This window comes from Providencia sp. PROV174 (genome assembly GCF_028480685.1).
Taxonomy (GTDB): domain Bacteria; phylum Pseudomonadota; class Gammaproteobacteria; order Enterobacterales; family Enterobacteriaceae; genus Providencia; species Providencia rettgeri.
Window position 1 is genome coordinate 1 of record NZ_JAMPOT010000020.1, and the last position, 23,161, is coordinate 23,161.

Annotated in this window: 22 protein-coding genes; 7 read left to right on the forward strand and 15 right to left on the reverse strand. The window is 43.0% G+C overall.

The annotated features are described in order from the left end of the window. Positions 1–84: 84 nt before the first annotated feature. From hemN to greB, 14 genes are all read right to left on the reverse strand, one after another. Positions 85–1,458 (reverse strand): oxygen-independent coproporphyrinogen III oxidase, encoded by a 1,374-nt coding sequence (gene hemN, locus PSE60_RS16405; protein WP_272666088.1) that lies wholly within the window; start codon positions 1,456–1,458, stop codon positions 85–87. Positions 1,459–1,790: 332 nt separating this feature from the next. Next, a complete protein-coding gene (yihI, locus tag PSE60_RS16410; RefSeq protein ID WP_272666090.1) occupies positions 1,791–2,306 on the reverse strand; it encodes a Der GTPase-activating protein YihI in 516 nt (171 codons plus the stop codon). Between the two features lie 430 nt (positions 2,307–2,736). Beyond that, a complete protein-coding gene (locus tag PSE60_RS16415) occupies positions 2,737–4,071 on the reverse strand; it encodes an NCS2 family permease (protein WP_004266114.1) in 1,335 nt (444 codons plus the stop codon). Positions 4,072–4,256: 185 nt separating this feature from the next. Beyond that, positions 4,257–5,009 carry an amino acid ABC transporter permease gene (locus PSE60_RS16420; protein WP_004266115.1) on the reverse strand — a complete coding sequence of 251 codons (753 nt, stop codon included), beginning with the start codon at positions 5,007–5,009 and terminating at the stop codon, positions 4,257–4,259. A 1-nt stretch (position 5,010) separates the two neighbouring features. Beyond that, entirely contained in the window at positions 5,011–5,763 is a 753-nt protein-coding gene (locus PSE60_RS16425; protein ID WP_272666092.1) for an amino acid ABC transporter permease, read from the reverse strand. Positions 5,764–5,873: 110 nt separating this feature from the next. Continuing rightward, complete coding sequence (locus PSE60_RS16430) at positions 5,874–6,713, reverse strand: ABC transporter substrate-binding protein (protein ID WP_219245366.1); 840 nt, start codon at positions 6,711–6,713, stop codon at positions 5,874–5,876. Between the two features lie 399 nt (positions 6,714–7,112). Beyond that, complete coding sequence (phoU, locus tag PSE60_RS16435) at positions 7,113–7,826, reverse strand: phosphate signaling complex protein PhoU (protein ID WP_036958602.1); 714 nt, start codon at positions 7,824–7,826, stop codon at positions 7,113–7,115. 13 nt (positions 7,827–7,839) lie between these two features. After that, positions 7,840–8,616 (reverse strand): phosphate ABC transporter ATP-binding protein PstB, encoded by a 777-nt coding sequence (gene pstB, locus PSE60_RS16440; protein WP_004262838.1) that lies wholly within the window; start codon positions 8,614–8,616, stop codon positions 7,840–7,842. A 38-nt stretch (positions 8,617–8,654) separates the two neighbouring features. Then, the gene (gene pstA / locus PSE60_RS16445) at positions 8,655–9,536 is read right to left on the reverse strand and encodes a phosphate ABC transporter permease PstA (RefSeq protein WP_115166380.1); all 882 of its coding nucleotides are present in this window, start codon (positions 9,534–9,536) and stop codon (positions 8,655–8,657) included. 1 nt (position 9,537) lies between these two features. Further along, positions 9,538–10,494 carry a phosphate ABC transporter permease PstC gene (pstC, locus tag PSE60_RS16450; protein ID WP_004262847.1) on the reverse strand — a complete coding sequence of 319 codons (957 nt, stop codon included), beginning with the start codon at positions 10,492–10,494 and terminating at the stop codon, positions 9,538–9,540. 130 nt (positions 10,495–10,624) lie between these two features. After that, positions 10,625–11,674 (reverse strand): phosphate ABC transporter substrate-binding protein PstS, encoded by a 1,050-nt coding sequence (gene pstS / locus PSE60_RS16455; RefSeq protein ID WP_210837204.1) that lies wholly within the window; start codon positions 11,672–11,674, stop codon positions 10,625–10,627. Positions 11,675–12,216: 542 nt separating this feature from the next. After that, on the reverse strand, positions 12,217–13,548 hold the full coding sequence (gene envZ / locus PSE60_RS16460) for a two-component system sensor histidine kinase EnvZ (protein ID WP_210837202.1): 1,332 nt from the start codon (positions 13,546–13,548) through the stop codon (positions 12,217–12,219). Beyond that, positions 13,545–14,264: an osmolarity response regulator transcription factor OmpR gene (ompR, locus tag PSE60_RS16465; RefSeq protein WP_004266122.1), complete on the reverse strand. Its 720-nt coding sequence runs from the start codon at positions 14,262–14,264 to the stop codon at positions 13,545–13,547. The genes envZ and ompR overlap by 4 nt, the downstream gene beginning before the upstream one ends. A gap of 116 nt (positions 14,265–14,380) precedes the next feature. Further along, positions 14,381–14,866, reverse strand: a complete 486-nt coding sequence (gene greB, locus PSE60_RS16470) for a transcription elongation factor GreB (protein ID WP_109912392.1) — start codon at positions 14,864–14,866, stop codon at positions 14,381–14,383. 168 nt (positions 14,867–15,034) lie between these two features. Between greB and PSE60_RS16475 the strand changes: the two genes are divergently transcribed. The 4 genes from PSE60_RS16475 to PSE60_RS16490 all read left to right on the forward strand — a co-directional run bounded on the left by PSE60_RS16475 (position 15,035) and on the right by PSE60_RS16490 (position 20,534). Further along, complete coding sequence (locus tag PSE60_RS16475) at positions 15,035–17,365, forward strand: Tex family protein (RefSeq protein ID WP_272666097.1); 2,331 nt, start codon at positions 15,035–15,037, stop codon at positions 17,363–17,365. Positions 17,366–17,710: 345 nt separating this feature from the next. Beyond that, positions 17,711–17,941, forward strand: coding sequence for a ferrous iron transporter A (feoA, locus tag PSE60_RS16480; RefSeq protein ID WP_272666099.1), 231 nt, complete (start codon positions 17,711–17,713; stop codon positions 17,939–17,941). 29 nt (positions 17,942–17,970) lie between these two features. Further along, a complete protein-coding gene (feoB, locus tag PSE60_RS16485) occupies positions 17,971–20,289 on the forward strand; it encodes a Fe(2+) transporter permease subunit FeoB (protein ID WP_272666102.1) in 2,319 nt (772 codons plus the stop codon). Between the two features lie 11 nt (positions 20,290–20,300). Continuing rightward, positions 20,301–20,534, forward strand: a complete 234-nt coding sequence (locus tag PSE60_RS16490) for a FeoC-like transcriptional regulator (protein ID WP_272666104.1) — start codon at positions 20,301–20,303, stop codon at positions 20,532–20,534. Positions 20,535–20,581: 47 nt separating this feature from the next. Here the strand turns inward: PSE60_RS16490 and bioH are convergent, their stop codons facing one another. After that, positions 20,582–21,361 (reverse strand): pimeloyl-ACP methyl ester esterase BioH, encoded by a 780-nt coding sequence (gene bioH, locus PSE60_RS16495; protein WP_272666106.1) that lies wholly within the window; start codon positions 21,359–21,361, stop codon positions 20,582–20,584. A 54-nt stretch (positions 21,362–21,415) separates the two neighbouring features. On the opposite strand from bioH, the gene PSE60_RS16500 reads away from it, so the two are divergent. The 3 genes from PSE60_RS16500 to glpE all read left to right on the forward strand — a co-directional run bounded on the left by PSE60_RS16500 (position 21,416) and on the right by glpE (position 23,153). Further along, a complete protein-coding gene (locus tag PSE60_RS16500; RefSeq protein WP_042851463.1) occupies positions 21,416–22,099 on the forward strand; it encodes a hypothetical protein in 684 nt (227 codons plus the stop codon). Positions 22,100–22,162: 63 nt separating this feature from the next. Further along, on the forward strand, positions 22,163–22,741 hold the full coding sequence (gene nfuA, locus PSE60_RS16505) for a Fe-S biogenesis protein NfuA (RefSeq protein ID WP_004266130.1): 579 nt from the start codon (positions 22,163–22,165) through the stop codon (positions 22,739–22,741). 88 nt (positions 22,742–22,829) lie between these two features. Then, entirely contained in the window at positions 22,830–23,153 is a 324-nt protein-coding gene (gene glpE / locus PSE60_RS16510) for a thiosulfate sulfurtransferase GlpE (protein WP_004266131.1), read from the forward strand. The last annotated feature ends 8 nt before the right edge of the window (positions 23,154–23,161 follow it).

Below are 23,161 nucleotides of genomic sequence, written 5' to 3' on the forward strand. Positions count from 1 at the left end.
ACCGCGCGGGGAGCATACACTAAGTATGTGACCCGTGTGGCTGAATGAAGACAACAACGCGACAGGACGAAATATGAAGAGCATTTAGATGACGCGGGAAAACTGCCGCTGCCTCATCTGACTACGCAAATACACATCAAAACACATACAAATATTACGAATAAGTAAACGTCCTTGTGGTGTCACTTTAATACCTTTGTCTGTTATTTCGACCAGCCCATCTTCTGCCATTGGTTTCAATAGTTCTAAATCTTCTTTAAAATAAAATTTAAAATCAATTGGATAGATTGCTTCAATTTGGGCAAAATCCAATTGGAAGTTACAGATTAAGGTTTTGATGACATCACGGCGTAGACAATCATCATCGGTTAAGGCGAGTCCACGCCACAGCGCATGACCTTGCTCTTCAACTTGCGCATAATAAGTTTTCAAATCTTTCTGATTTTGTGCGTAGTTATCGCCTAACATACTGATCGCAGAAACCCCTAACCCCAGTAAATCACAATCTCCTTGGGTGGTATAACCTTGAAAATTACGGTGCAGAATGCCTTCCCGTTGTGCCACGGCAAGTTCATCCTCAGGGCGAGCAAAGTGGTCCATACCAATAAATTGATAGCCATCTCTGGTGAGAGTCGCAATTGTGTCTTGCAGAATATCGAGTTTTTGCTCCGCACTTGGTAAATCAGCGTCTTTAATTTTACGCTGCGCCGCAAATAAACTAGGTAAGTGTGCATAATTGAACACGCTTAAGCGATCTGGTGATAATTCAGCCACTTTCTTTAGGGTAAATGCAAAACTTTCAGGTGTTTGTTTAGGTAAACCATAAATCAAATCAATACTTGTCGAGGTAAAACCCATCTCTTTGGCGCGTTTAATTAGCGCAAAAATAAAATCTTCGTCCTGTTCTCGGTTAACCAGTTCCTGAACTTCTTTATTAAAATCCTGCACTCCCATGCTTAGGCGATTAAACCCTTCATGGCGCAAATGGTCTATCATATCCAGTTCAATTTCACGCGGGTCGACTTCAATCGACATTTCCACGTCATCTGCAAAATTAAAGTGTTTTTTCAATAAACCAACCAAATGGCTGACTTGAGCTTTATCGAGATAAGTTGGAGTTCCACCGCCCCAATGCATTTGCGTCACGATGCGGTTTTTTAATAACGCTGCGCGCTGAATAATTTCCTTTTCAATTACTTGAAGATATTCATCGGCTTTATGTTTTTGGCGTGTCACTAGTTTATTACAGCCACAGAAATAACAAAGTTTATGGCAAAAAGGAATATGAACATAGAGCGATAAAGGGCGATCAGGATAACGCTGCGTTGCTTGAACAAACGCATTCTCATCATACTCTTGATTAAATTCCAAGGCGGTGGGATACGAAGTATAACGTGGCCCTGAATAATTGTATTTTTGAATGAGAGAAAGATCCCAAACAATATTTTGCTCTGACATAACATTCCTCAATTGACCAAAAGCTCAAACTATAACGATGACTTCACTCTATTTAATTTGTTATTCGATAAGAGTGAAAATTTTATAACCTGCATAAGCATTATAGACTCTAAATATTTCGAGTTGCAGCTAGGCGACAAGTGAATGAGTCGCTAGGAGTATACATAAGTATATGACTAGTGCGAATGAACATAGTCAACAACGCTGCAGCTTTATATATGACGAGTATAAATATGTTAGAGAGAAGAGACTTGATGCAACATCAAAGAAAAGTGAGTTAGCGAAAAAAATAGCCAAACCCCCCGCTAGCGCGAGGGATCTTTTAAACGAAATTATTTACTTTTTAAGATGCGCATAATGTCATCAAGTTTTTCTTCGTCTTCTTCCTCTTCTTCTTCGCTATATTCAATACCGAGAATATTCATCAGCTCATCGATACGATCTAAACAAGTATCAACATATTCTTGTTCTTGCGCCGTGATGGTTTCGCCATCTTCTAGGCGTGCCAAAATGCCATCTAAACGGTCATCGCTTTCCAGCATTTCAAGCTCTTTTTCTGGCGCCAGTTTTTCTTTAACCGCCGGCTGTTTTTTCTCAACCACAGGTTTCGTGACCTGTTTTTCATCCACAACTAAAGGCACTGGCTTTTTGCTGCCTAAACGGGGGTCGGTTGAAGCGTTTTGCCCACCGTTTTGCTTATTAGAAGCCTGTTCTACATAACGGCTGCCAGACTTATGACCGCGATGTTTTTTCTCACGCTTACGCTCACGGCCTTCCGCATTTATCTCTTCTTTTGTTTTACGGTATTTTTTCTTTGGCTTCGCAGCCGTTTTTTTTGGTGCATTCATGGTCTGATACCTTGATAAAGTCAGTTTCTGCTGCGAAATCTAGCAGGATCCCATAAAGGGGGAAAGCACTAGTTTGCAATTTCAGCGGATTTTTTATTCCACCCTGCCTTCGCAACAGTACTTTAATGATTATACCTTAAATAATTTGTGTTGCATGCAAGCAACAAAAAGGAAGAGCCATATGAGGGGGTATTAATCTTCTAAATAGCTTTACCTACAGAAAATGATCACTTAGTTGCCTAAACGTTCTAATGCTCTAAATAGCTGTATCGTCTGAGGACAGAAAATAGAGAGTCATCTTGAGCAATATTCTAAATAATTCAAGTTGTGGCTAGGCGCCAGACGAGGTTATCTCGGGGAGCATACACAAGTATGTGACCCGAGTAACCAAGTGTAGGCAACAACGCCACAGCTTGAAATATGACGAATATTAGGCGTCGACTAGAATCATTTTGAGTAGGAACATCGCCGCGACTAAAATCACACACAGACCCAGATCACGCCAGCGTCCGGTACCAATTTTCATTGCACAGTAAGCAATAAAGCCCAACGCAATACCTTCAGTAATCGAGAAACTAAATGGCATCATCACTGCGGTAATAAATGCGGGTACAGACTCAGTTAAGTCATCCCATTTCACGCGCGTTAGGCTTGAAGTCATCAGCACGCCCACGTAAATCAAGGCCCCTGCAGTTGCATAAGCTGGCACCATGCCTGCAAGAGGTGAGATAAACATAGTCAATAGGAATAAAACACCAACGACAATCGCGGTTAAACCTGTACGCCCACCAACAGAAACACCTGAAGAACTTTCAATATATGCAGTAACTGAAGACGTTCCCATCGCTGAACCTGCGACAGAACTCAAGCTGTCTACATATAAAGCTTGTTTCATTCGAGGGAAAGTCCCGCGTTCATTGGTGATACCCGCTTTGTCAGTCACCCCAATCATGGTACCTGATGAGTCAAACAAATTGACTAACATGAAGGCAAAAATCACACCGGACAACGCTAAATCTAAAGAGCCAGAGAAATCAACCTGCCCCACGACACTCGTGATACTTGGCGGCATTGAGAATATCCCAGAATATTTTACATCCCCCAGAGCTAGGCCAATCAAGGTGGTCACCGCAATAGAAACTAATACCGCGGCATGAATATTACGTGCCGCTAAGATTGCAATAATAAAGAATCCGAGAGCTCCCAGCCAAACATTATGGTGAGTCAAGTTACCGATAGAGACTAACGTGTCTGGGTTAGCCACAATAATGCCGGAGTTTTTCAGCCCCATCATCGCAATAAATAGGCCGATACCACTGGTGATCCCGACACGAAGACTCAAAGGAATATTGGCGATAATCCAATAACGTATGCGGAATAGTGTCAGAATAAATAAGCCGACAGCCCCCCAAAATACGGCGCCCATAGCGACTTCCCATGAATACCCCATCGCCCCTACAACAACAAAAGCAAAAAAGGCATTCAAGCCCATCGCAGGTGCAACAGCAATCGGTAAATTTGCCAGTAGCCCCATTAAAATGCTACCAATTGCCGCAATCAAACAGGTGGTAACAAACACGGCTTTGATGTCCATGCCTGCAACTGAGAGTATTTGAGGGTTAACAAAGACGATATATACCATCGTCAGGAAGGTCGTGAAGCCTGCAACAACTTCTGTCCGTGCTGTCGTGCCGTGCTCTTGCAATTTAAAAACACGCTGAAACAAGCCCTGCGGTTGTGCCGAGCTAGAAGATTGATTACTCATTAGATATTGCGCCCAAAAAAAGTTTTTTTCGCCCTATACTACAATTAAAAATCACAAAAGAAAACGATTGCGTAAACTATAAGGGGCAAAAATGTCCTAACTAACTGATACGCCAAGATGAAATAATAATAAAAACCAAAATAGTGGAGTGAAAAAATGGTGGGTATTTCACCACCACTTTTGATTTAGGAAAGTGCTAACAATTTTTGTCGACGCCAAAACAACAAACGATGTTTCGCAGCCAGTTTCTGGGGTTGATGCTGTGCACTGAGCTTTTTCGCCACTCTATTCGCAATAATTTCTACTGCAAAACACATCACAAAATAAATAAATGCAACGAATAAGAAAACTTCGAGAGGATAGACCATTTCACGGTTGTTCACTTGGGTTGCTAAGAAAGAAAGCTCCGCAACACCAACAACATAGGCTAATGAGGTATCTTTAATTAATGCTACCCACTGGTTAATAAATGACGGCACCATCATACGTAAGGCTTGTGGTAACACGATATTCCATAATACCTGCCAGCGGCTAAACCCCAAGGATAAACCTGCCTGCCACTGCCCTGCTCCTATTGCTAAAATGCCCGCTTTCACAGCATGAGCCAAATATGCGGAGGTAATCAATGCCAATGCACATACTACCGTTGCAATACCCGGAATTTCCATACCCAATAAGATTGGCAGCAGGAAATAGGTCCAAAAAATCAACATAATGACAGGAATTGCACGAAAAAAACCTAAAACTGCAGCGAATAGGTTAACCCAGAAGCCTCGCAGCATGGCTAAGGCTATTCCGCCCAATGTCCCTAGTACAATGGAAGCCGCACCGGCAAGTAAGCTAATGACTAGCGTCAGCGCTGCGCCTTCAAGCGGTCCATCAGGGAAAGTACCGAATAATAAATATTGCCAGTTCTGCTCAATAACTGAAAAATCCATCTTATACCCCCTGAGCCAAATTACGCTGCTGGCGCCACTGGCCCCAGCCCTCCATTACCGCAATAATGGCAATATACAATACCGTCGCCACCCCAAAGGCAGTAAAGGTTTGCAGTGTCTGGCTATCAACCTGGCGGGAGACATAAGACAGTTCTGCGACACCGATTGCCATCGTTAACGATGAGTTTTTCACCACATTCATATATTGGCCCAGTAACGGAGGCATGGCGATTTTAACGGCTTGCGGTAATACCACCAATTTCATGGCCTGCCACGACGTTAATCCTAAAGCAAACGCGGCATATTTTTGCCCTTGACGAACACCACGGATCCCAGCGCGAATTTCTTCAGCAATAAAAGGAACGGTATACAGGGTCAAACCAATAAAACCTGCTAAGAATTCAAATGATGGCCAACCCACGGTTATTCCAAGTAAATGGATTTCATGGGGAGTATTTAGCCATTCCATTGCCGCAGAGGGTAAAATCTCACCGGAAGCAAAATACCAAAAGAATAACTGCACCAACAAAGGCGTATTTCTAAAAATAGAGATGTAGATGCCCACGACCCAACGCACAGGAGTAATTTGACTATCCTTTGCTGATGCAACTATAAAACCCAATGCAGTGGCTGCAACAATGGTACAAATCGAGATCCAAACGGTGATCAAAAAACCGTAGCCAAACCATTCTAGATACTCGGGTGCCAATAAATGGGCAGACCAAAAATCACCACTCAGAAATTTTTCAAACATTGTTCACGACCTATTGCCTTCACAGCCTGTGATTAAAAACACATCCCTTATAACCAAGAACCCCGCACAGAGTGCAGGGCTTCATATCACTGAGTATTTACCGCTACCCGTTAAGACTGAGGCTGTTGCTCACTCAGTGGCGCAAATTTAAAGTCCCCACGTGGCTGTGCAGCTTTAGTATCTGGCCCAAACCAACGGTTATAAATTACCTCGGCTTTACCGTCTTTTTCCAGTTTCAACAATGTTTCGTTGACGTTTTCAACTAAACGGGTTTCGCCTTTGCTTGCCGCCAATGCTTGGTACTCTTTGGTTAGGCTAAATGGGGAAATTTCGAAATCAACTTTAACTTTCTCAGGTAAATTTCCTAACAAGCCAACCAGTTTTGCATCATCTTGAGTGATAGCTTGGACGTTGCCATTACGCAGTGCAGCGAATGCTTGCGGGGTATCGTCATAAGAAATCACCTTTGTATCAGGGAAACGTTCACGTAAAGTCACTTCCTGCACAGTGCCTTTATCTGCACCAATACGTAGTGGTTTGATATCGTCAGGCGTTTTTAATACGCCTTTACGGGCAATAAATTTTTGGCCTGTCGCAAAATCAGGGATAGAAAAATCAACTTGTTTTGCGCGTTCATCTGTAATGGTGAAATTAGCGCCAATCAGGTCAACTTTGCCCGAAGTCAGAAGTGGGATACGGTTTGCTGGGTTAGTGGGACGAAGCTCAAGTTTTACCCCTAAGCTATCTGCAATTTCTTGTGCGATATCCACATCATAACCCGCTAATTTTTTAGTTTGTGGGTCAATAAAACCAAATGGTGGATTACTATCAAACACAGAAATACGGATCACACCCGCTTGTTTGATATCATCTAATTTATCTGCGCTAGCGACATTCGCTGTCAGCGCTAAACCTGTAAGTAAAACAGTCGTTAGAATACGAGCTTTCATTGAACACCCCTGACGGTAAATTTTTGTAAATCGACCATCACACGCTATCAACTATTTCTTAGCACTTGAAATAATATTAAATAATATATTTATAACTAAATGGAATATTGATAAAAACAAAAAAGGGCCACCTTAATAACAAAGTGCCCCAAACATGGTTAAACCATCAATAGACTCTTATCGAGCAAGAAGAAAGTCGGTAGAAGAACGTGTTAGTGTATTCATCATAATAAACAGATCATCGAATGAATTAACCTCATACATTAATACTCTAAATAGTTCGTGTTGTGGCTAGGCGGCAAGCAAGGATATCTCGGGGAGCATACATCAGTATGTGACCCGAGTAGCCGAGCGAAGCCAACACCGCCACAGCACGAAATATGACGAGTATTCGAGTAATTATTTATTCGTCAACATCTTCTCAAGACTATCTCCCCCCACATGACGGAAATCCTGCCCCTTCACATAGTAGAAAATAAACTCGCAGATATTTTGGCAACGGTCACCAATGCGCTCAATTGAACGAGCACAGAACAGTGCTGTTAATACACTTGGGATCGTCCGCGGGTCTTCCATCATATAAGTCATCAATTGGCGTACGATGCCCTCATACTCTTGGTCAACTTTCTCATCTTCACGGTAGATACGAATCGCTTCTTCAAGATCCATTCGAGCAAACGCATCTAATACATCATGTAGCATTTGTACTGTATGACGGCCTAATGATTCCAAACTCACTAGCAAGGGCTGGTGTTGATGAGAAAATTTTTCCAATGCAGTTTGACAGATTTTGTCCGCAACATCACCGATTCTTTCCAGCTCAGCAATCGTTTTTGAAATCGCCATAATGAGGCGCAAATCACTCGCTGTTGGTTGACGCTTCGCAATGATTTTAACGCATTCTTCATCAATGGCCACTTCCATCATATTGACTTTATGGTCATTTTCGATAACTTCACGTGCTAGGGCTTCATCCTGATTATGCATGGCCGTAATGGCTTTGGTAAGCTGCTCTTCGACCAGTCCTCCCATCGTCATCAATTCAGTATGGATATGTTCCAGTTCAGCATTGAACTGCCCCGATATATGTTTGTTGTGATTCAGCGTATCCATCGTCGGCTCCATATCAACCGTAGCGGCCAGTAATATAATCTTCAGTTTGCTTCATTTCTGGGGTAGTAAACATTTTGTCGGTATGGTTAAACTCGACTAACTCCCCTAAATACATGAAAGCCGTATAGTCAGAACAGCGTGCTGCTTGTTGCATATTGTGGGTAACAATCACCACGGTGTATTCTGATTTTAATTCACTAATCAGTTCTTCAATTCGACCAGTTGAAATAGGGTCTAGAGCGGAACAGGGTTCATCTAGCAATAAAACCTCAGGCCGAATAGCAATACCACGAGCAATACAGAGACGCTGTTGCTGGCCACCCGACAAGCTATAACCACTTTGGTGTAACTTATCTTTGGTTTCATTCCATAATGCCGCCTTTGTTAACGCCCACTGCACGCGCTCATCCATTTCCACACGGGATAACTTCTCAAATAAACGCACACCAAATGCAATGTTGTCATAAATAGACATCGGGAATGGTGTTGGTTTTTGGAAAACCATTCCGACTTTCGCACGCAATAACGCAATATCTTGCTTATCAGTCAGGATGTTTTGGCCATCCAGTAAAATTTCACCTTCTGCGCGCTGCTCGCCATACAATTCATACATTTTATTGAAAGTGCGTAATAACGTCGATTTACCACAGCCTGATGGGCCGATAAATGCAGTCACTTTATTTTTTTCAATGTCTAAAGAGATATTTTTCAGTGCGTGAAACTTGCCATAATAGAAATTGAGGTCACGTACTTTAATTTTACTATTTGCAATATCGTTTGCATTAATCATGGTTTGCTTTTCTCTCTAAATCTTTATTTATCTGGCGCTTAGTGTTTTTTCTGTGCGAACACAACACGTGCAATGATGTTAATCAGCAGGACACATAGGGTAATTAACAGAACCCCAGCCCATGCAAGCTCTTGCCATTCAGAGAATGGGCTCATTGCAAATTTGAAGATTGTCACTGGTAAGTTGGCAATTGGCTCGCTCATATCTGTACTCCAGAACTGATTTGACAGTGAAGTAAACAGAAGTGGTGCGGTTTCCCCTGCAATACGCGCAATTGCAAGCAAGATCCCAGTGATAATCCCTGACACAGACGCTTTTAGCGTAATAGATAAAATCATTTTCCATTTTGGTGTGCCAAGTGCATAAGCGGCCTCACGCAAGCTATCCGGAACTAATTTCAACATATTTTCAGTAGTTCGGATAACAATTGGAATTTGCAGCAATGCAAGTGCTACGACCCCAGCCCAACCCGAGAAGTGCTGCATTTGAGCAACCACAATGGTGTACACAAACAACCCTACAACGATAGACGGAGCTGATAATAAAATGTCATTAATAAAGCGGGTGACTGAAGCTAACCATGACTTACGGCCATATTCTGCTAAATAAATTCCCGCTAAAATCCCTAAAGGCGTACCGATAACTGTCGCCCATAAGATTAATAAACCGCTGCCTACGATGGCATTTGCCAACCCGCCACCTTCCGTATTAGGTGGTGGAGTCATTTCAGTAAACAGATTGAGGGACATGCCATCAATCCCTTTAGTGACTGTAGAAAACAAAATCCACACTAACCAGAACAAACCGAAAGCCATCGTTAACATTGAGATAAATAGAGCCATTCTGTTAACTTGGCGACGCCACGCTTGACGACGAGCTCGCTCTTTTTCATTCACTGCGATAGGTTGAGATATCGACATTTTAACGGCCCTCATTTTTCGCAAGACGCATGACCATTAACTTGGAAATTGCTAACACAATAAAAGTGATAACAAACAGGATTAGTCCAAGTTCCATCAAGGCCGAGGTATGTAAGCCGCTCTCCGCTTCCGCAAATTCATTTGCCAGTGCCGAGGTGATACTGTTTCCAGGCATAAACAGTGATGCGCTATCAAGTTGGTAAGTATTACCAATCACGAAAGTAACCGCCATGGTTTCACCCAATGCACGGCCAAGACCTAACATCACTCCACCGATTACCCCATTGCGGGTATACGGCAGCACGATATTCCAAATCACTTCCCATGTCGTACAGCCAATCCCATAGGCTGACTCTTTCATCATCACAGGAGTTTGTTCAAATACATCGCGCATCACTGATGCAATATAAGGAATAATCATAATCGCGAGGATAATCCCTGCGGCTAAAATACCGATTCCGAATGCGGGCCCTGAAAATAGTTCACCGACAATCGGTACACTCGACATCACATTACCAACTGGTTCTTGGAAATACTCTGCAAACAGAGGTGCAAAGACAAATAACCCCCACATCCCATAAACGATACTTGGGATAGCAGCAAGGAGTTCAATCGCGATACCAAGAGGACGTTTTAGCCAATTGGGAGCCAGCTCGGTTAGGAATAGTGCTATACCAAAACTAACGGGTACTGCGATAATCAGAGCAATTAACGATGTAACGATAGTGCCATAAATAGGCACAAGAGCACCGAATTCTTCCGCCGGAGCATCCCACTCTTTGGTCCACAAAAACGAAAACCCAAACTTCTGCATACTTGGCCAAGATGCAAAAATAAGGGAAATAATAATGCCTCCGAGCATTAACAAAGTGATGAGCGCGGCAATCTTTACCAGTGCACTAAAAATCACATCACCTGATTTGCTGGGAGCTCTAAATGCCGTTGTTTTCTCGGCCATGCGCTTTGTTCTCATTTCATTCCTGCTCTTTTCTACAGGATTGCGTTACAACGATGAGCGGGTAAGCTCTGTTCCTCAGCACTTACCCGCCATTTCCAACCCTAAGTGCACTTAGAAAACCTAAGTTCACCTAGAATAATGCTTTACCTTGGCTATCTTTAACTTCTGTTTTCCATGCCGCACGTACTGCCGTCACTACTTCTTGAGGTAAAATTGCGTAATCTAATGCTTCCGCTTGTTTACCACCTTTATCATAAGCCCAGTTGAAGAAGTCTAGAACCGCTTTGCCTTTTTCCGCATTCGCTTGCTGCTTGTGAACTAAGATGAATGTGGTTGAAGTAATCGGCCATGCATTCGCACCATCACGGTTTGTTAAATCTTGAGCAAAAGATTTAGACCAGTCCACTTTCTTCGCTGCTGCGCTGAAACTTTCACCCGTTGGTGAAACCGCTTCGCCGTCCGCGGAGATTAATTTAGTATACGCAAGGTTGTTCTGTTTTGCGTATGCATATTCAACATAACCGATAGAACCAGGCAAGCGTTGTACGAAAGCGGCTACGCCGTCATTACCTTTACCGCCAACACTGTTACTATCACCTGGCCAGTTAACTGTTGAACCGACCCCAACACCTGATTTCCAGCTTGCGCTCACTTTAGCGAGGTAGCTAGTAAATACGAATGTTGTACCGGAACCGTCAGAACGTCTTACAACTGCGATACCTTGGTCAGGTAAGTTAATGTTAGGGTTTAATTTAGCAATCGCTGGGTCATTCCATTTTTTAATTTTACCTAAGTAGATATCACCTAGTGTGTTACCGTCTAAGGTTAATTGCCCTGATTCGATGCCTTTTATATTCACTGCCAGTACCACACCACCGATAACAGTAGGGAACTGGAACAAGCCATCTTCTTTGAGTTTTTCATCAGTTAATGGGGCGTCAGATGCTCCGAAATCAACTGTTTTTGCATTAATTTGTTTGACACCACCAGAAGAGCCAATCCCCTGATAGTTTACTTTATTACCTGTTTCTTTCTGATAAGAGTCTGCCCACTTCGCATAAACAGGAGCAGGAAAGGTCGCGCCAGCTCCGGTCAGGCTGGTAGCAGCAAAAGAAGACATTGCAGTCAGAGATAAAGTTGCTGCCATTACGCTTGCTAAGGTGGTACGCGTCATTTTCATAATCCCTCCGGGGATGTATAGAAACAATCAAGTATAAAATTGTTGGGTGTATGTCACGGTAGGAAAAATAGGACAATTTAGTTACGACAACATGTCGTTTTTATGACAGTTTTATGACAATTGATTATTTTTTCATTGAGGAGGAAGTAAAAATTAAGAAAAATATAATTTTAAATCTTAAAATTCAAACAATTAAAATTTTATAGTTCCAAAGCTGACGTCAAAAAGAAAAATGACAGACTGTCATAAAAGCGAAAAATATTTTTATCCTGCAACTATAAAGTAATACTCAAAACAATTTGGTTGCAGCCAACAACGCTGCGGCGCAAAGTGTGAAGAGTAAAAGGATAGCTCTAAATAGTTCAAGTTGTAGGTAAGTGCAAAAAAGAGAGCATCTTTTCCTACTTGATATAAATAATACTCAAAACAATTTGTGTTGCAGCTAGGCGGCCAGAGAGGATATATCGGGGAGCATACACAAGTATGTGACCCGAGTAGCCGAGCGCAGCCAACAACGCTGCGGCGCAAAGTGTGAAGAGTATTTAGTCTTCTTTCTCTTTAAGAGGGAGAAGAGCCCTAATCGCAAACCCACCACGCTCACTTTTATGAATCTCAATGCTCCCTTCGTGAGCATCGACAATTCGGCGAATAATCGCTAGACCTAGGCCTGTTCCTGTATTACTACGCGCTTTCTCACCTTGTACAAATGGCTGGAACAAACGGTGAATGTCTTCTTCTTTGATACCTGCGCCATCGTCTTCAACTTGAAACCAAACAAAATCTTCCGTTTTACCACTACTGACCTTAATCCAGCCATTTCCATAGCGGTATGCATTAACTATCATGTTTGTAATAGCGCGTTTGATCGCTAATGGATTACCATTAACAATCATTGAACCGGGCTCGAGTGCAGTTTCAATTTCACCGATGACATTACTTTCTGAGTTCACTGCTTCCATTAAGATAGCGTTAAGGTCACAGAATTCCATATCCATTTCTTGGCCCGTTTTCAGGTAGGACATGAATTGACCGATAATCGCATCACACTCTTCAATATCTTTATTAATAGATTCTGCCAGATAGCTATCTTCTGGGCTCATCATTTCTGTCGCTAAACGAATACGGGTTAAGGGAGTTCTGAGGTCGTGACTTACCCCTGCCATTAAGACAGTTCGATCGTTTTCTAAAGTTTTAATTCCTGCAGCCATGTGATTAAAAGAACGGATGGCGGCTCTAACCTCTGTGGCGCCTTTTTCTTGCATTGGGGGTAAAATTACCCCTTTACCAACTTCACCTGCATGATACTCCAATTCAAGCAACGGCTTGTTTTGGTAGCGTATATACAGCCATACCCCGGCAAAAATGGTGAGAAAAATCGTTAAGGTATAGCGAAAAACCAGGGAGAACTGATTTTGACCAATTTCAGTCAGAGGAACTCGCACCCAGATATCAGGTGCGAGATAAGACGTTAGCCATAGAATGGGATACTCTCGGCCTAGTTCGAGATGAACACTCGCCTTGCCACCAATATATTCGGACATATGTTCGCTTAGAAAATCATACTCTTTTGCCCAGTTCAGCCCTTCTTCCATTGCCGCTGAATGTGCATAAAAGGTAATCCCTAATTCATTGTAGATTTTCTTACGCAACGCGGGAGATACCCGCACTGAGGTTCCATCTTGTAGAACCATTTTCTCTGTCATTAATGTTCTTACTTCGTATGCCAATACCTTATTGAATTGTTGTAAGCTAGGCATCACAACAAAATTCAACACAACCATATAACTGGTTACGAGGCTCGCAAACAGTAAGGCTACAAATAAAAATAACGAGCGAGAAAATGTACTACGCCTTGAGAACCTCAGTCGCTTCATGCTTTACTTCCATCCGGAACAAACACATAGCCCAAGCCCCAAACCGTCTGAATATAACGAGGATGTGCTGGGTCTTCTTCAACCATACGACGCAAACGTGAGATTTGAACATCAATAGAACGTTCCATCGCACTGTATTCACGGCCTCGCGCTAAGCTCATTAACTTATCACGAGACAACGGTTCCCTTGGATAAGAAACCAACACTTTTAACACCGCGAATTCGCCGCTGGTTAATGGCATATTTTCATCACCTTGGAACATTTCTCGTGTTCCAAGATTTAATTTAAATTTACCGAAAGTAATTATTGCATCATCTTGAGATGGCGCACCCGGTAATTCATTAGCTTGACGACGTAATACCGCACGAATACGAGCTAGCAATTCCCGTGGATTAAAAGGTTTTGGAATATAGTCATCTGCACCGATTTCTAAGCCAACGATACGATCAACTTCTTCACCTTTCGCTGTCACCATAATAATAGGAATTGGGTTATTTTGACTACGTAAGCGACGGCAAATCGATAGACCATCTTCACCCGGTAGCATTAAATCTAAGACGATCAAATGAATAGATTCCCTTGTCAGGATTCTGTCCATCTGTTCAGCATTTGCAGCACTCCTTACCTGAAAACCCTGCTCAGTGAGGTAACGTTCCAGCAGTGCACGTAAACGCATATCATCATCGACGACAAGAACCTTATAACTTTCCTGCATTTTGTAGCCCTCAAGATGTGCATCTTTCAAATTATTTTTTTAATGAATGTAAGTAAAACAATATTAATGCTCACTAATTTACCACTAACATAGAATTTAATGAATCATTTTACACTTCAGGTGGTTAGTGGGTGGTAGCTTATCTCTAACACAAAATAAGTCACCTGCCCTCCTGGCGTATTTACTGTTATTTCATCATCAACCTGTTTGCCTATCAAGGCTCGTGCTACTGGAGAGTCTATTGAAATCCATTGTTTTGTAGGGTTGAATTCATCCGCACCAACGATACGGAATATTCTGATATTTTCATTTTCATCTTCTAGTTTAACCCATGCGCCAAAAAAGACACGGCCTTCTTGGCGAGGATCAGGCTCGATAATCCTTAACTGATCCAATCTTTTGGATAAAAAACGGATACGCCTATCAATTTCACGCAACCTTTTTTTACCATAAATATATTCTGCATTTTCTGAGCGATCCCCTTGAGCAGCGGCCTCTGAAACAGATTGAGTAACCCGAGGGCGCTCTTCCTTCCACAGGTACTTCAGCTCTTTATCTAATGCATCCCAACCTTCACGTGTAATTAAAAGACTTTTAGTCATAACCTTCAAATATTAGCTAGTGGAGCCATAATTATAATATTTTATAGAACATAATCTGAGACTTTCCTACCAATAGGCTCAAATTCAGTCTGGAAATTCTCGTTCTCACCAAGTATAACAGTGCAGTAAATTTTTTAACTGTTCTTTCAGTAGGTATTTAAATTCGACATGAATGAAACTCTAAGCCAAATTATTGCAGCGGAACTGCAAGCCCAGCCGAAACAGGTTTTTTCTGCCATCACATTGTTAGATGAAGGAAATACTGTCCCGTTTATTGCGCGTTACCGTAAAGAGGTTACCGGAGGGTTGGACGATACTCAGCTTCGCCAGCTAGAAAGCCGTTTAGGGTACTTGCGCGAATTAAATGACCGTAAACAAACCATTCTTAAGTCGATAGAAGAGCAAGGTAAATTGACACCAGAGCTTGCCTCCGCTATTGATACTACGCTTAATAAAACCGAGCTTGAAGACCTGTATCTTCCGTATAAACCGAAACGTCGTACCCGTGGGCAAATTGCTATCGAAGCAGGACTTGAGCCTTTAGCCGACACCCTGTGGAACGACCCTAGTCAGTCACCTGATGAACTCGCAAAAACCTATATCGATGCAGACAAAGGTGTTGCTGATGTCAAAGCCGCTTTAGATGGCGCTCGCTATATCCTTATGGAACGCTTCGCCGAAGATGCGGCTCTTTTAGCGAAAGTTCGCGACTATATTTGGAAAAATTCCCACCTTGTTTCTGTTGTTGCAGAAGGTAAGCAAGAAGAAGGGGTGAAATTTAACGACTACTTTGAACATCACGAACCTGTTGCTCAGGTTCCTTCTCACCGAGCTCTTGCGATGTTCCGTGGCCGTAACGAAGGAATTTTACAGCTTTCATTAAACTGTGATCCTCAGTTTGATGAACCACCCAAAGAAAGTTACTGCGAAGAAATTATTACTCGTCACTTAAATATTCGTTTAAATAATGCTCCGGCTGACCAATGGCGTAAGGCAGTGATCAGTTGGACATGGCGTGTCAAAGTATTACTGCACTTAGAAACAGAAGTGATGAGCTCACTGCGTGAAAAGGCCGAAGAAGAAGCCATTAACGTATTTGCTCGTAACCTCAGTGACTTACTGATGGCGGCACCTGCAGGAATGCGTGCCACCATGGGATTAGACCCAGGTCTACGTACTGGCGTGAAAGTTGCTGTCGTGGATGCGACAGGGAAATTAATTGCGACTGATACAATTTATCCGCATACCGGGCAAGCCGCAAAAGCGGCCACCATCGTTGCGGCGCTTTGCCAAAAACACAATGTCGAGTTAGTGGCGATAGGTAACGGGACTGCTTCTCGCGAAACGGAACGTTTCTTTGCTGAAGTACAAAAACAGTATCCAGAAGTCACGGCACAGAAAGTGATTGTCAGCGAAGCTGGTGCTTCTGTGTATTCCGCCTCTGAACTTGCAGCGCTCGAGTTTCCAAGCTTAGATGTGTCTTTACGTGGTGCCGTATCAATTGCCCGCCGCCTACAAGACCCGCTAGCTGAATTGGTGAAAATTGACCCTAAATCCATAGGGGTTGGCCAATATCAGCATGATGTCAGCCAAACGCAATTAGCACGTAAATTAGATGCCGTAGTCGAAGACTGCGTAAACTCGGTTGGAGTTGACTTGAACACCGCTTCTGTTGCCTTACTGACTCGGGTTGCTGGTTTAAGCAAAATGATTGCGCAAAACGTGGTGGACTGGCGCGACCAAAATGGCCAGTTTAGCGATAGAAAACAGTTACTCAAAGTTGCACGTCTTGGGCCAAAAGCTTTTGAGCAATGTGCTGGCTTCTTACGTATCACCAATGGTGAAAACCCGTTAGATGCTTCTACTGTTCATCCTGAAGCTTATCCAATTGTCGAAAAAATTCTTGAGTCTGTCCGCCAGCCACTCAAAGAAATTATGGGTAATTCACAGGTACTTAATGCTTTGAGTCCACGCGACTTCACCACGGAGCAATTTGGGGTTCCAACCGTCACTGACATCATTAAAGAGCTGGAAAAACCGGGCCGTGACCCACGTCCTGAGTTTAAAACAGCGACCTTCGCGGAAGGCGTAGAAACCATGAAGGACCTGACTCCTGGCATGATTTTAGAAGGTGCGGTTACCAATGTGACCAACTTCGGTGCTTTTGTGGATATTGGTGTTCACCAAGACGGTTTAGTTCACATTTCTTCACTTTCAAATAGTTATGTCGAAGACCCACACAAAGTGGTAAAAGCCGGTGACATTGTAAAAGTCAAAGTGTTAGATGTGGATATTGCGCGCAAACGCATTGCGTTAACGATGCGTTTAGATGAGCAAGCCGGTGATTCTAACAGTGCACCTCGCCGTGCAGCCCCAGAACAGGACAAAAATACACGTAAAGCTCCTCAACCAAGAGGTAATTCACGTCAAAACAATGCATCTTCTGGGAATAGTGCCATGAGTGATGCCCTTGCTGCTGCATTTGGCAAGAAGCGCTAATTTTTTAATAGGATAGGTATCACAATGTACTTATTGTGATACCTATATCCATAATTAATCGCTGTAATTAGTTATCCCAACCAGTATATTGAACATTATTCCACCCTCTTCCCCGTGTTTACTCCGCCATTACTTTTGCTGACGAAACACCGCAAACTCAATGCTTCGTTGATCCATATCAAGTCAAATTGACGAAAAAAGAGGCTAAATATAACAAAAGGTGGATGATTATGATTCTCATTGTTAATTAGATTTATTTTTGTTTGGCGGTCTTATTACCTGAGCAATTATAATCTTTAACATTGTCATCGATATCATTATGAATTAAATGATTAGGAAGACACTATGGCAATACTTCCTCAATGCAGTTACAAAATACTCGGTTTCTCTCCAGAAATCAGTCCTGCATACCGACAAAAACTACTCTCACTCGGTTTACTTCCGGGTTCTGTCTTTAAAGTGGTGCGCTTGGCGCCTTTTGGCGATCCTGTACAAATAGAAACTCACCGCGTCAGCTTAGTGCTGCGTAAAAAGGATCTTGCCCTACTCAATCTAGATGAAACGACCACCGTTTAAGTATTTCTTTTTTATTATTGGCAAACACTATGAAACGATTAACTATCGGCTTAATTGGTAATCCCAATGCAGGCAAAACGACCCTATTTAACCAGCTTACAGGGTCAAGGCAGCGGGTCGGTAACTGGGCTGGGGTCACTGTTGAACGCAAAGTGGGTCGCTTCCATACCGATGACCATAAAATCGAGCTTGTTGACCTACCCGGCACCTACTCTCTGACTACCATTTCTGAACAAACCTCTCTCGACGAACAAATCGCCTGCTACTTTATTTTAAGTGGTGAGGCAGACATGCTCATTAATGTTGTCGATGCGTCTAATTTAGAGCGTAACCTCTATCTGACATTACAATTAGTTGAGTTAGGCGTTCCATGTATTGTCGCCTTGAATATGTTGGATATTGCTCAAAGCCAACATATTGATATTAATATTGCTGAATTAGAAAAACAGCTCGGTTGCCCTGTGATCCCAATGGTTTCAACTCGAGCAACTGGTATCGATAAACTGAAAAAAGCCATTGATACACACCCACAAAATAGCCAACAAGCCCTTGTGGAATATCCATCCGAGTTATTACAAGCAGTGGATTCATTATCTGAGCAAATTTCAGCACAACAATTTAGCCACCAGCAACGCCGCTGGTTAGCATTACAAATTCTCGAAGGGGATATTTATAGCCGCCAACGCGCAGAAATATCTGAAGGGCAATTACTGGCGATACGCCAAACACTGAAAGAAGGCTTAAACGAAGAGCCTGAACTACTCATCGCTGACGCACGTTATCAATCTATTGCCACAATTTGTCATGCCGCGATTAACAATAGCGCCGCTGAACCTAACAGGCTGACCCAATCACTGGATAGATTTATTCTGAGCCGTTGGCTCGGTGTCCCTATTTTCTTATTTGTGATGTACCTGATGTTTGTCTTAGCCATTAACATTGGTGGGGCATTGCAGCCTTTCTTTGAAGGTGCTTCTGAGGCGATATTTATTCATGGTATTCAGTGGGTTGGTGCCTATTTCAGCTTCCCTGATTGGCTCACTATTTTCCTTGCCCAAGGTGTCGGCGGTGGTATTAATACAGTATTACCGTTAGTACCACAAATCGGGATGATGTACCTGTTTCTTTCAATACTGGAAGACTCGGGTTATATGGCACGAGCCGCTTTCGTGATGGACCGCCTCATGCAGGCGCTAGGTTTACCAGGTAAATCCTTCGTACCGTTGATTGTCGGCTTTGGCTGTAACGTACCATCAATTATGGGTGCACGCACGCTAGATGCACCACGTGAAAGGCTCATTACGGTACTAATGGCACCGTTTATGTCTTGTGGTGCAAGGCTGGCCATTTTCGCCGTCTTTGCTGCCGCTTTCTTTGGCAAAAATGGGGCAAGTGTGGTCTTTTCTCTCTATATTTTAGGGATTGTTGTCGCTATTTTGACTGGGTTATTACTAAAACATACCCTTATGCGTGGCGAGGCCTCTCCGTTTATTATGGAGCTTCCGGTTTACCATGTACCACACATCAAAACACTGCTGATTCAAACATGGCAACGCCTAAAAGGCTTCGTAGTACGAGCGGGTAAAGTTATCGTTGTTGCCAGTATCTTTATTGGTGCATTAAATAGTTTCTCTTTCTCTGGTAAGCCTGTTGATAATATTAATGACTCTGCACTCGCTTCTGTCAGTAAAGTTATTACCCCTGCGTTACAGCCGATTGGTGTGCATGCAGATAACTGGCAAGCGACCGTGGGGTTAATTACCGGCGCGATGGCGAAAGAAGTGGTCGTGGGGACGCTGAATACTCTGTATACCGCTGAAGCCATTACTTCTGAGCCGTTCGATGCTGAATCTTTCAACTTATGGGAAGAACTGGAAGATGCGGTTTCTGAAACCTGGGATAGCTTAAAAGAAACCTTTACTTTAAGCGCGTTATCAAACCCTATCGAAGCCAGTAAAGGTGATGGAGAAATGGAGTCCGGTTCAATGGGAACTATGGCAGCGAAATTTGGTTCAGGAATTGCTGCCTATAGCTACCTAATCTTCGTCTTACTGTATGTGCCTTGCGTCTCGGTGATGGGTGCTATCGCACGTGAAACCAATAAAAGTTGGATGAGTTTCTCCATTCTGTGGGGCTTGAATGTGGCTTATAGCCTCGCGGCTCTGTTTTACCAAGTTGCCACATTCAGCGAGCACCCACAAAGCAGTTTAATTACCATTGCCGCGGTTGTCCTGTTCAACCTTGCCTTATTCATATTCTTACGCCGCATGCGTAGCCGTGTAACCCTGAACATCAAGAGCAAAACTGCTGAGCAATGTTCTGGCTGTTCAAGTGATGCTTGCCACTAAGGAATAAAACGATGACTAGCTTGCTGCAAATAAGAGATTTAATCGCCTTATATGGGCAAGCTGACATCGCGCTACTCAGTGAGCAACTAAATACACCGGTTCCATTAATTCAAGCGATGGTTGAGAAACTCGTCAGCTTAGAGAAAATTGAACAAGTCGATATCAGTGCTTGTTTAACGGGCAGTAGTTGCAAAGGCTGCCCAGAAAGCACTGATTGCGCTCATTTTGTGTATAAAATCAAATAATAGCGACACCACAAAAAAATCAGCCACAAGTTAGGCTGATTTTTTATTTATTCCTCGATACGACTTTGAAAATCCAACAGGTATTCGCAAAACTCATCAGGATGGGAAATAAAGGGTGCATGGGCGCTATTGCGCATAATAACAGATGGTGAATTAGGGTAAAGCTCATCTAAAATGGGCACTATTTTGCGCGGTACCAAGCCATCGAGATAACCATAAATGCGCAAGAAAGGAATGGGTAACTGTTTTAATTCATCGCGCAAATCTTCGGTACGCAATGATTCAAGCCCGGCATTTAACGTTTCAACCGTTGGAATAGGTTGTTCAAGTACCACGGATTTCAAGGTTCTAGCATCGTTTCTTGCACTTTCTGTCCCTAATGTCTGCAATGCTAAAAAACGCTCAACGGTACGATGAAAATCAGCCGAAAGTTGCTGCTCGAAACCTAATAAAACCTCTGGCCGGATCCCTGCCCAACCGTTTTCTTCTGCTTTAAAGCATGGAGAAGAAGCAACGGTAATTAACCCTTTGACTTCATAAGGGTGGTCAAGCGTAGCACGGCTTGCAACTAGCCCGCCAAGTGACCAACCGAGCCAAATCGCGTTTTTAGGTGCTTGTTCCCATAAAATATTCGCCATCGTTTGAATATTCATGGGAGAGAAACCTTGGCTACGTCCATAACCCGGCAAGTCAACTAAATGAACCCGAAAGTGCGAAGCGATTCGCGGAATAATTGTTTGCCAGACTTGTGCGTTCAGTCCCCATCCGTGCAGCAACACAAGATCTTGTTTACCTTCACCAACGGTCTGCCAATATAACTTTGCCATCGTTACACTCTCTTCATTCATTTATTTGTCAATTCGTTTTAACGGGACGCTACTATGCTAACAATGGAGGGGGGCTGCTGGCTATGTCACCAATCACTAAAATTAACTCATCAGGGTGTTTGTCATTTTTGCCTCAAAGGGCTGCCTAAAATGCCAACCTGCTGTTTACGCTGCGCTTTACCCTGTGAGCAGCCTACCATGGAGTGCGGGCGCTGCCTAAAAAACCCTCCCGCATGGCAGAGAATTATCACTGTGACCCCGTACCAAGGCGCTTTACGCTTGTTAATCCATCGTTTTAAATTTCAAAAACAATCTCAACTTGCTTTTACTCTAGCACGAATTTTTGCGTTATTTTGGCTCACGGGTTACCGCCAACAAAAATGGCAAAAACCGGACTTAATCATCACCATTCCACTGCATCGCCGCCGTCTGTGGTGGAGAGGATTTGACCATATGGCATTAATAGGCGAAAATTTATCCAGATGGTTAAATATCCCCTATTCGCAAAATTCATTATCACGTAGTCGTGCTACACTGGCACAGATTACACTAAAACGTGAGTATCGCCGAAATAACCTAAAGGGAGCATTTACCTTAAACAACTCGGTTTCAAACCTACATGTTGCTGTTCTTGATGATGTTATTACAACAGGTTCCACCATGAATACCGCAGCACAATTGTTGATTTGTGCGGGTGTACATACTGTTGATGCATGGTCACTGTGTCGCACCTTGTAGGAAAGGGGTAAATGGGCGTATTATAACCAACTAAAGCAGTCAACTATTATTGAGCAAATGATTATGATTAATATTACTGAAGCAGCACAGGCTCATTTTGCCAAATTGTTGGAAAATCAAGAGCCAGGAACTCAAATCCGTGTTTTTGTTATCAACCCAGGCACACCAACCGCAGAGTGCGGTGTGTCATACTGCCCTCCGGGTGCCGTTGAAGCAACAGATAAAGAACTAAAGTTCGAGAAATTATCTGCTTATGTTGATGAAATTAGCGCACCATTCTTGGATGATGCCGAGATTGACTTCGTTACCGACCAACTGGGCTCACAACTGACATTAAAAGCTCCGAACGCAAAAATGCGTAAAGTCTCTGATGACGCACCATTAATTGAACGTGTTGAGTATGTTTTACAGTCACAAATTAACCCACAACTTGCCAGCCACGGTGGCCGTGTTTCCCTGATGGAAATCACTGATGAAGGCTTTGCAATTCTGCAATTTGGTGGCGGCTGTAACGGTTGTTCAATGGTTGATGTCACCCTTAAAGAAGGTATCGAAAAAGAACTTCTCAAAATGTTTGAAGGTGAGCTAAAAGGCGTTAAAGACCTGACTGAACACCAACGTGGCGAGCACTCTTTCTACTAATCAATACCACGAATATTTGGCACTCGTTTTTTACGGGTGCCTCTCATTTAACCTTTTATCGGTTGTTACCTACTGTATTCGGTATTTTATGGACCATTTTGAAACACTAACACCAGAGCAAGCCTACCAACATTGGGTGGACGGTACTGCCATACTGGTAGATGTACGAGACCCACAAAGTTTCCGCGCAGGCCATGCTAGTGGCGCCTATCACCTCACCAATGAGTCACTGAGCCAATTTCTAGAACAAACAGATTACGAACAACCTGTTATGGTGATGTGTTACCATGGGCACAGTAGCCAAGGTGCAGCACAGTATCTGATCAACATTGGCTTTGAATCTGTATATAGCATCAATGGTGGATTTGAAGCATGGTTAAGGGAATATCCACAAGCCGTTACGGCTCTCTAGATGAGAAA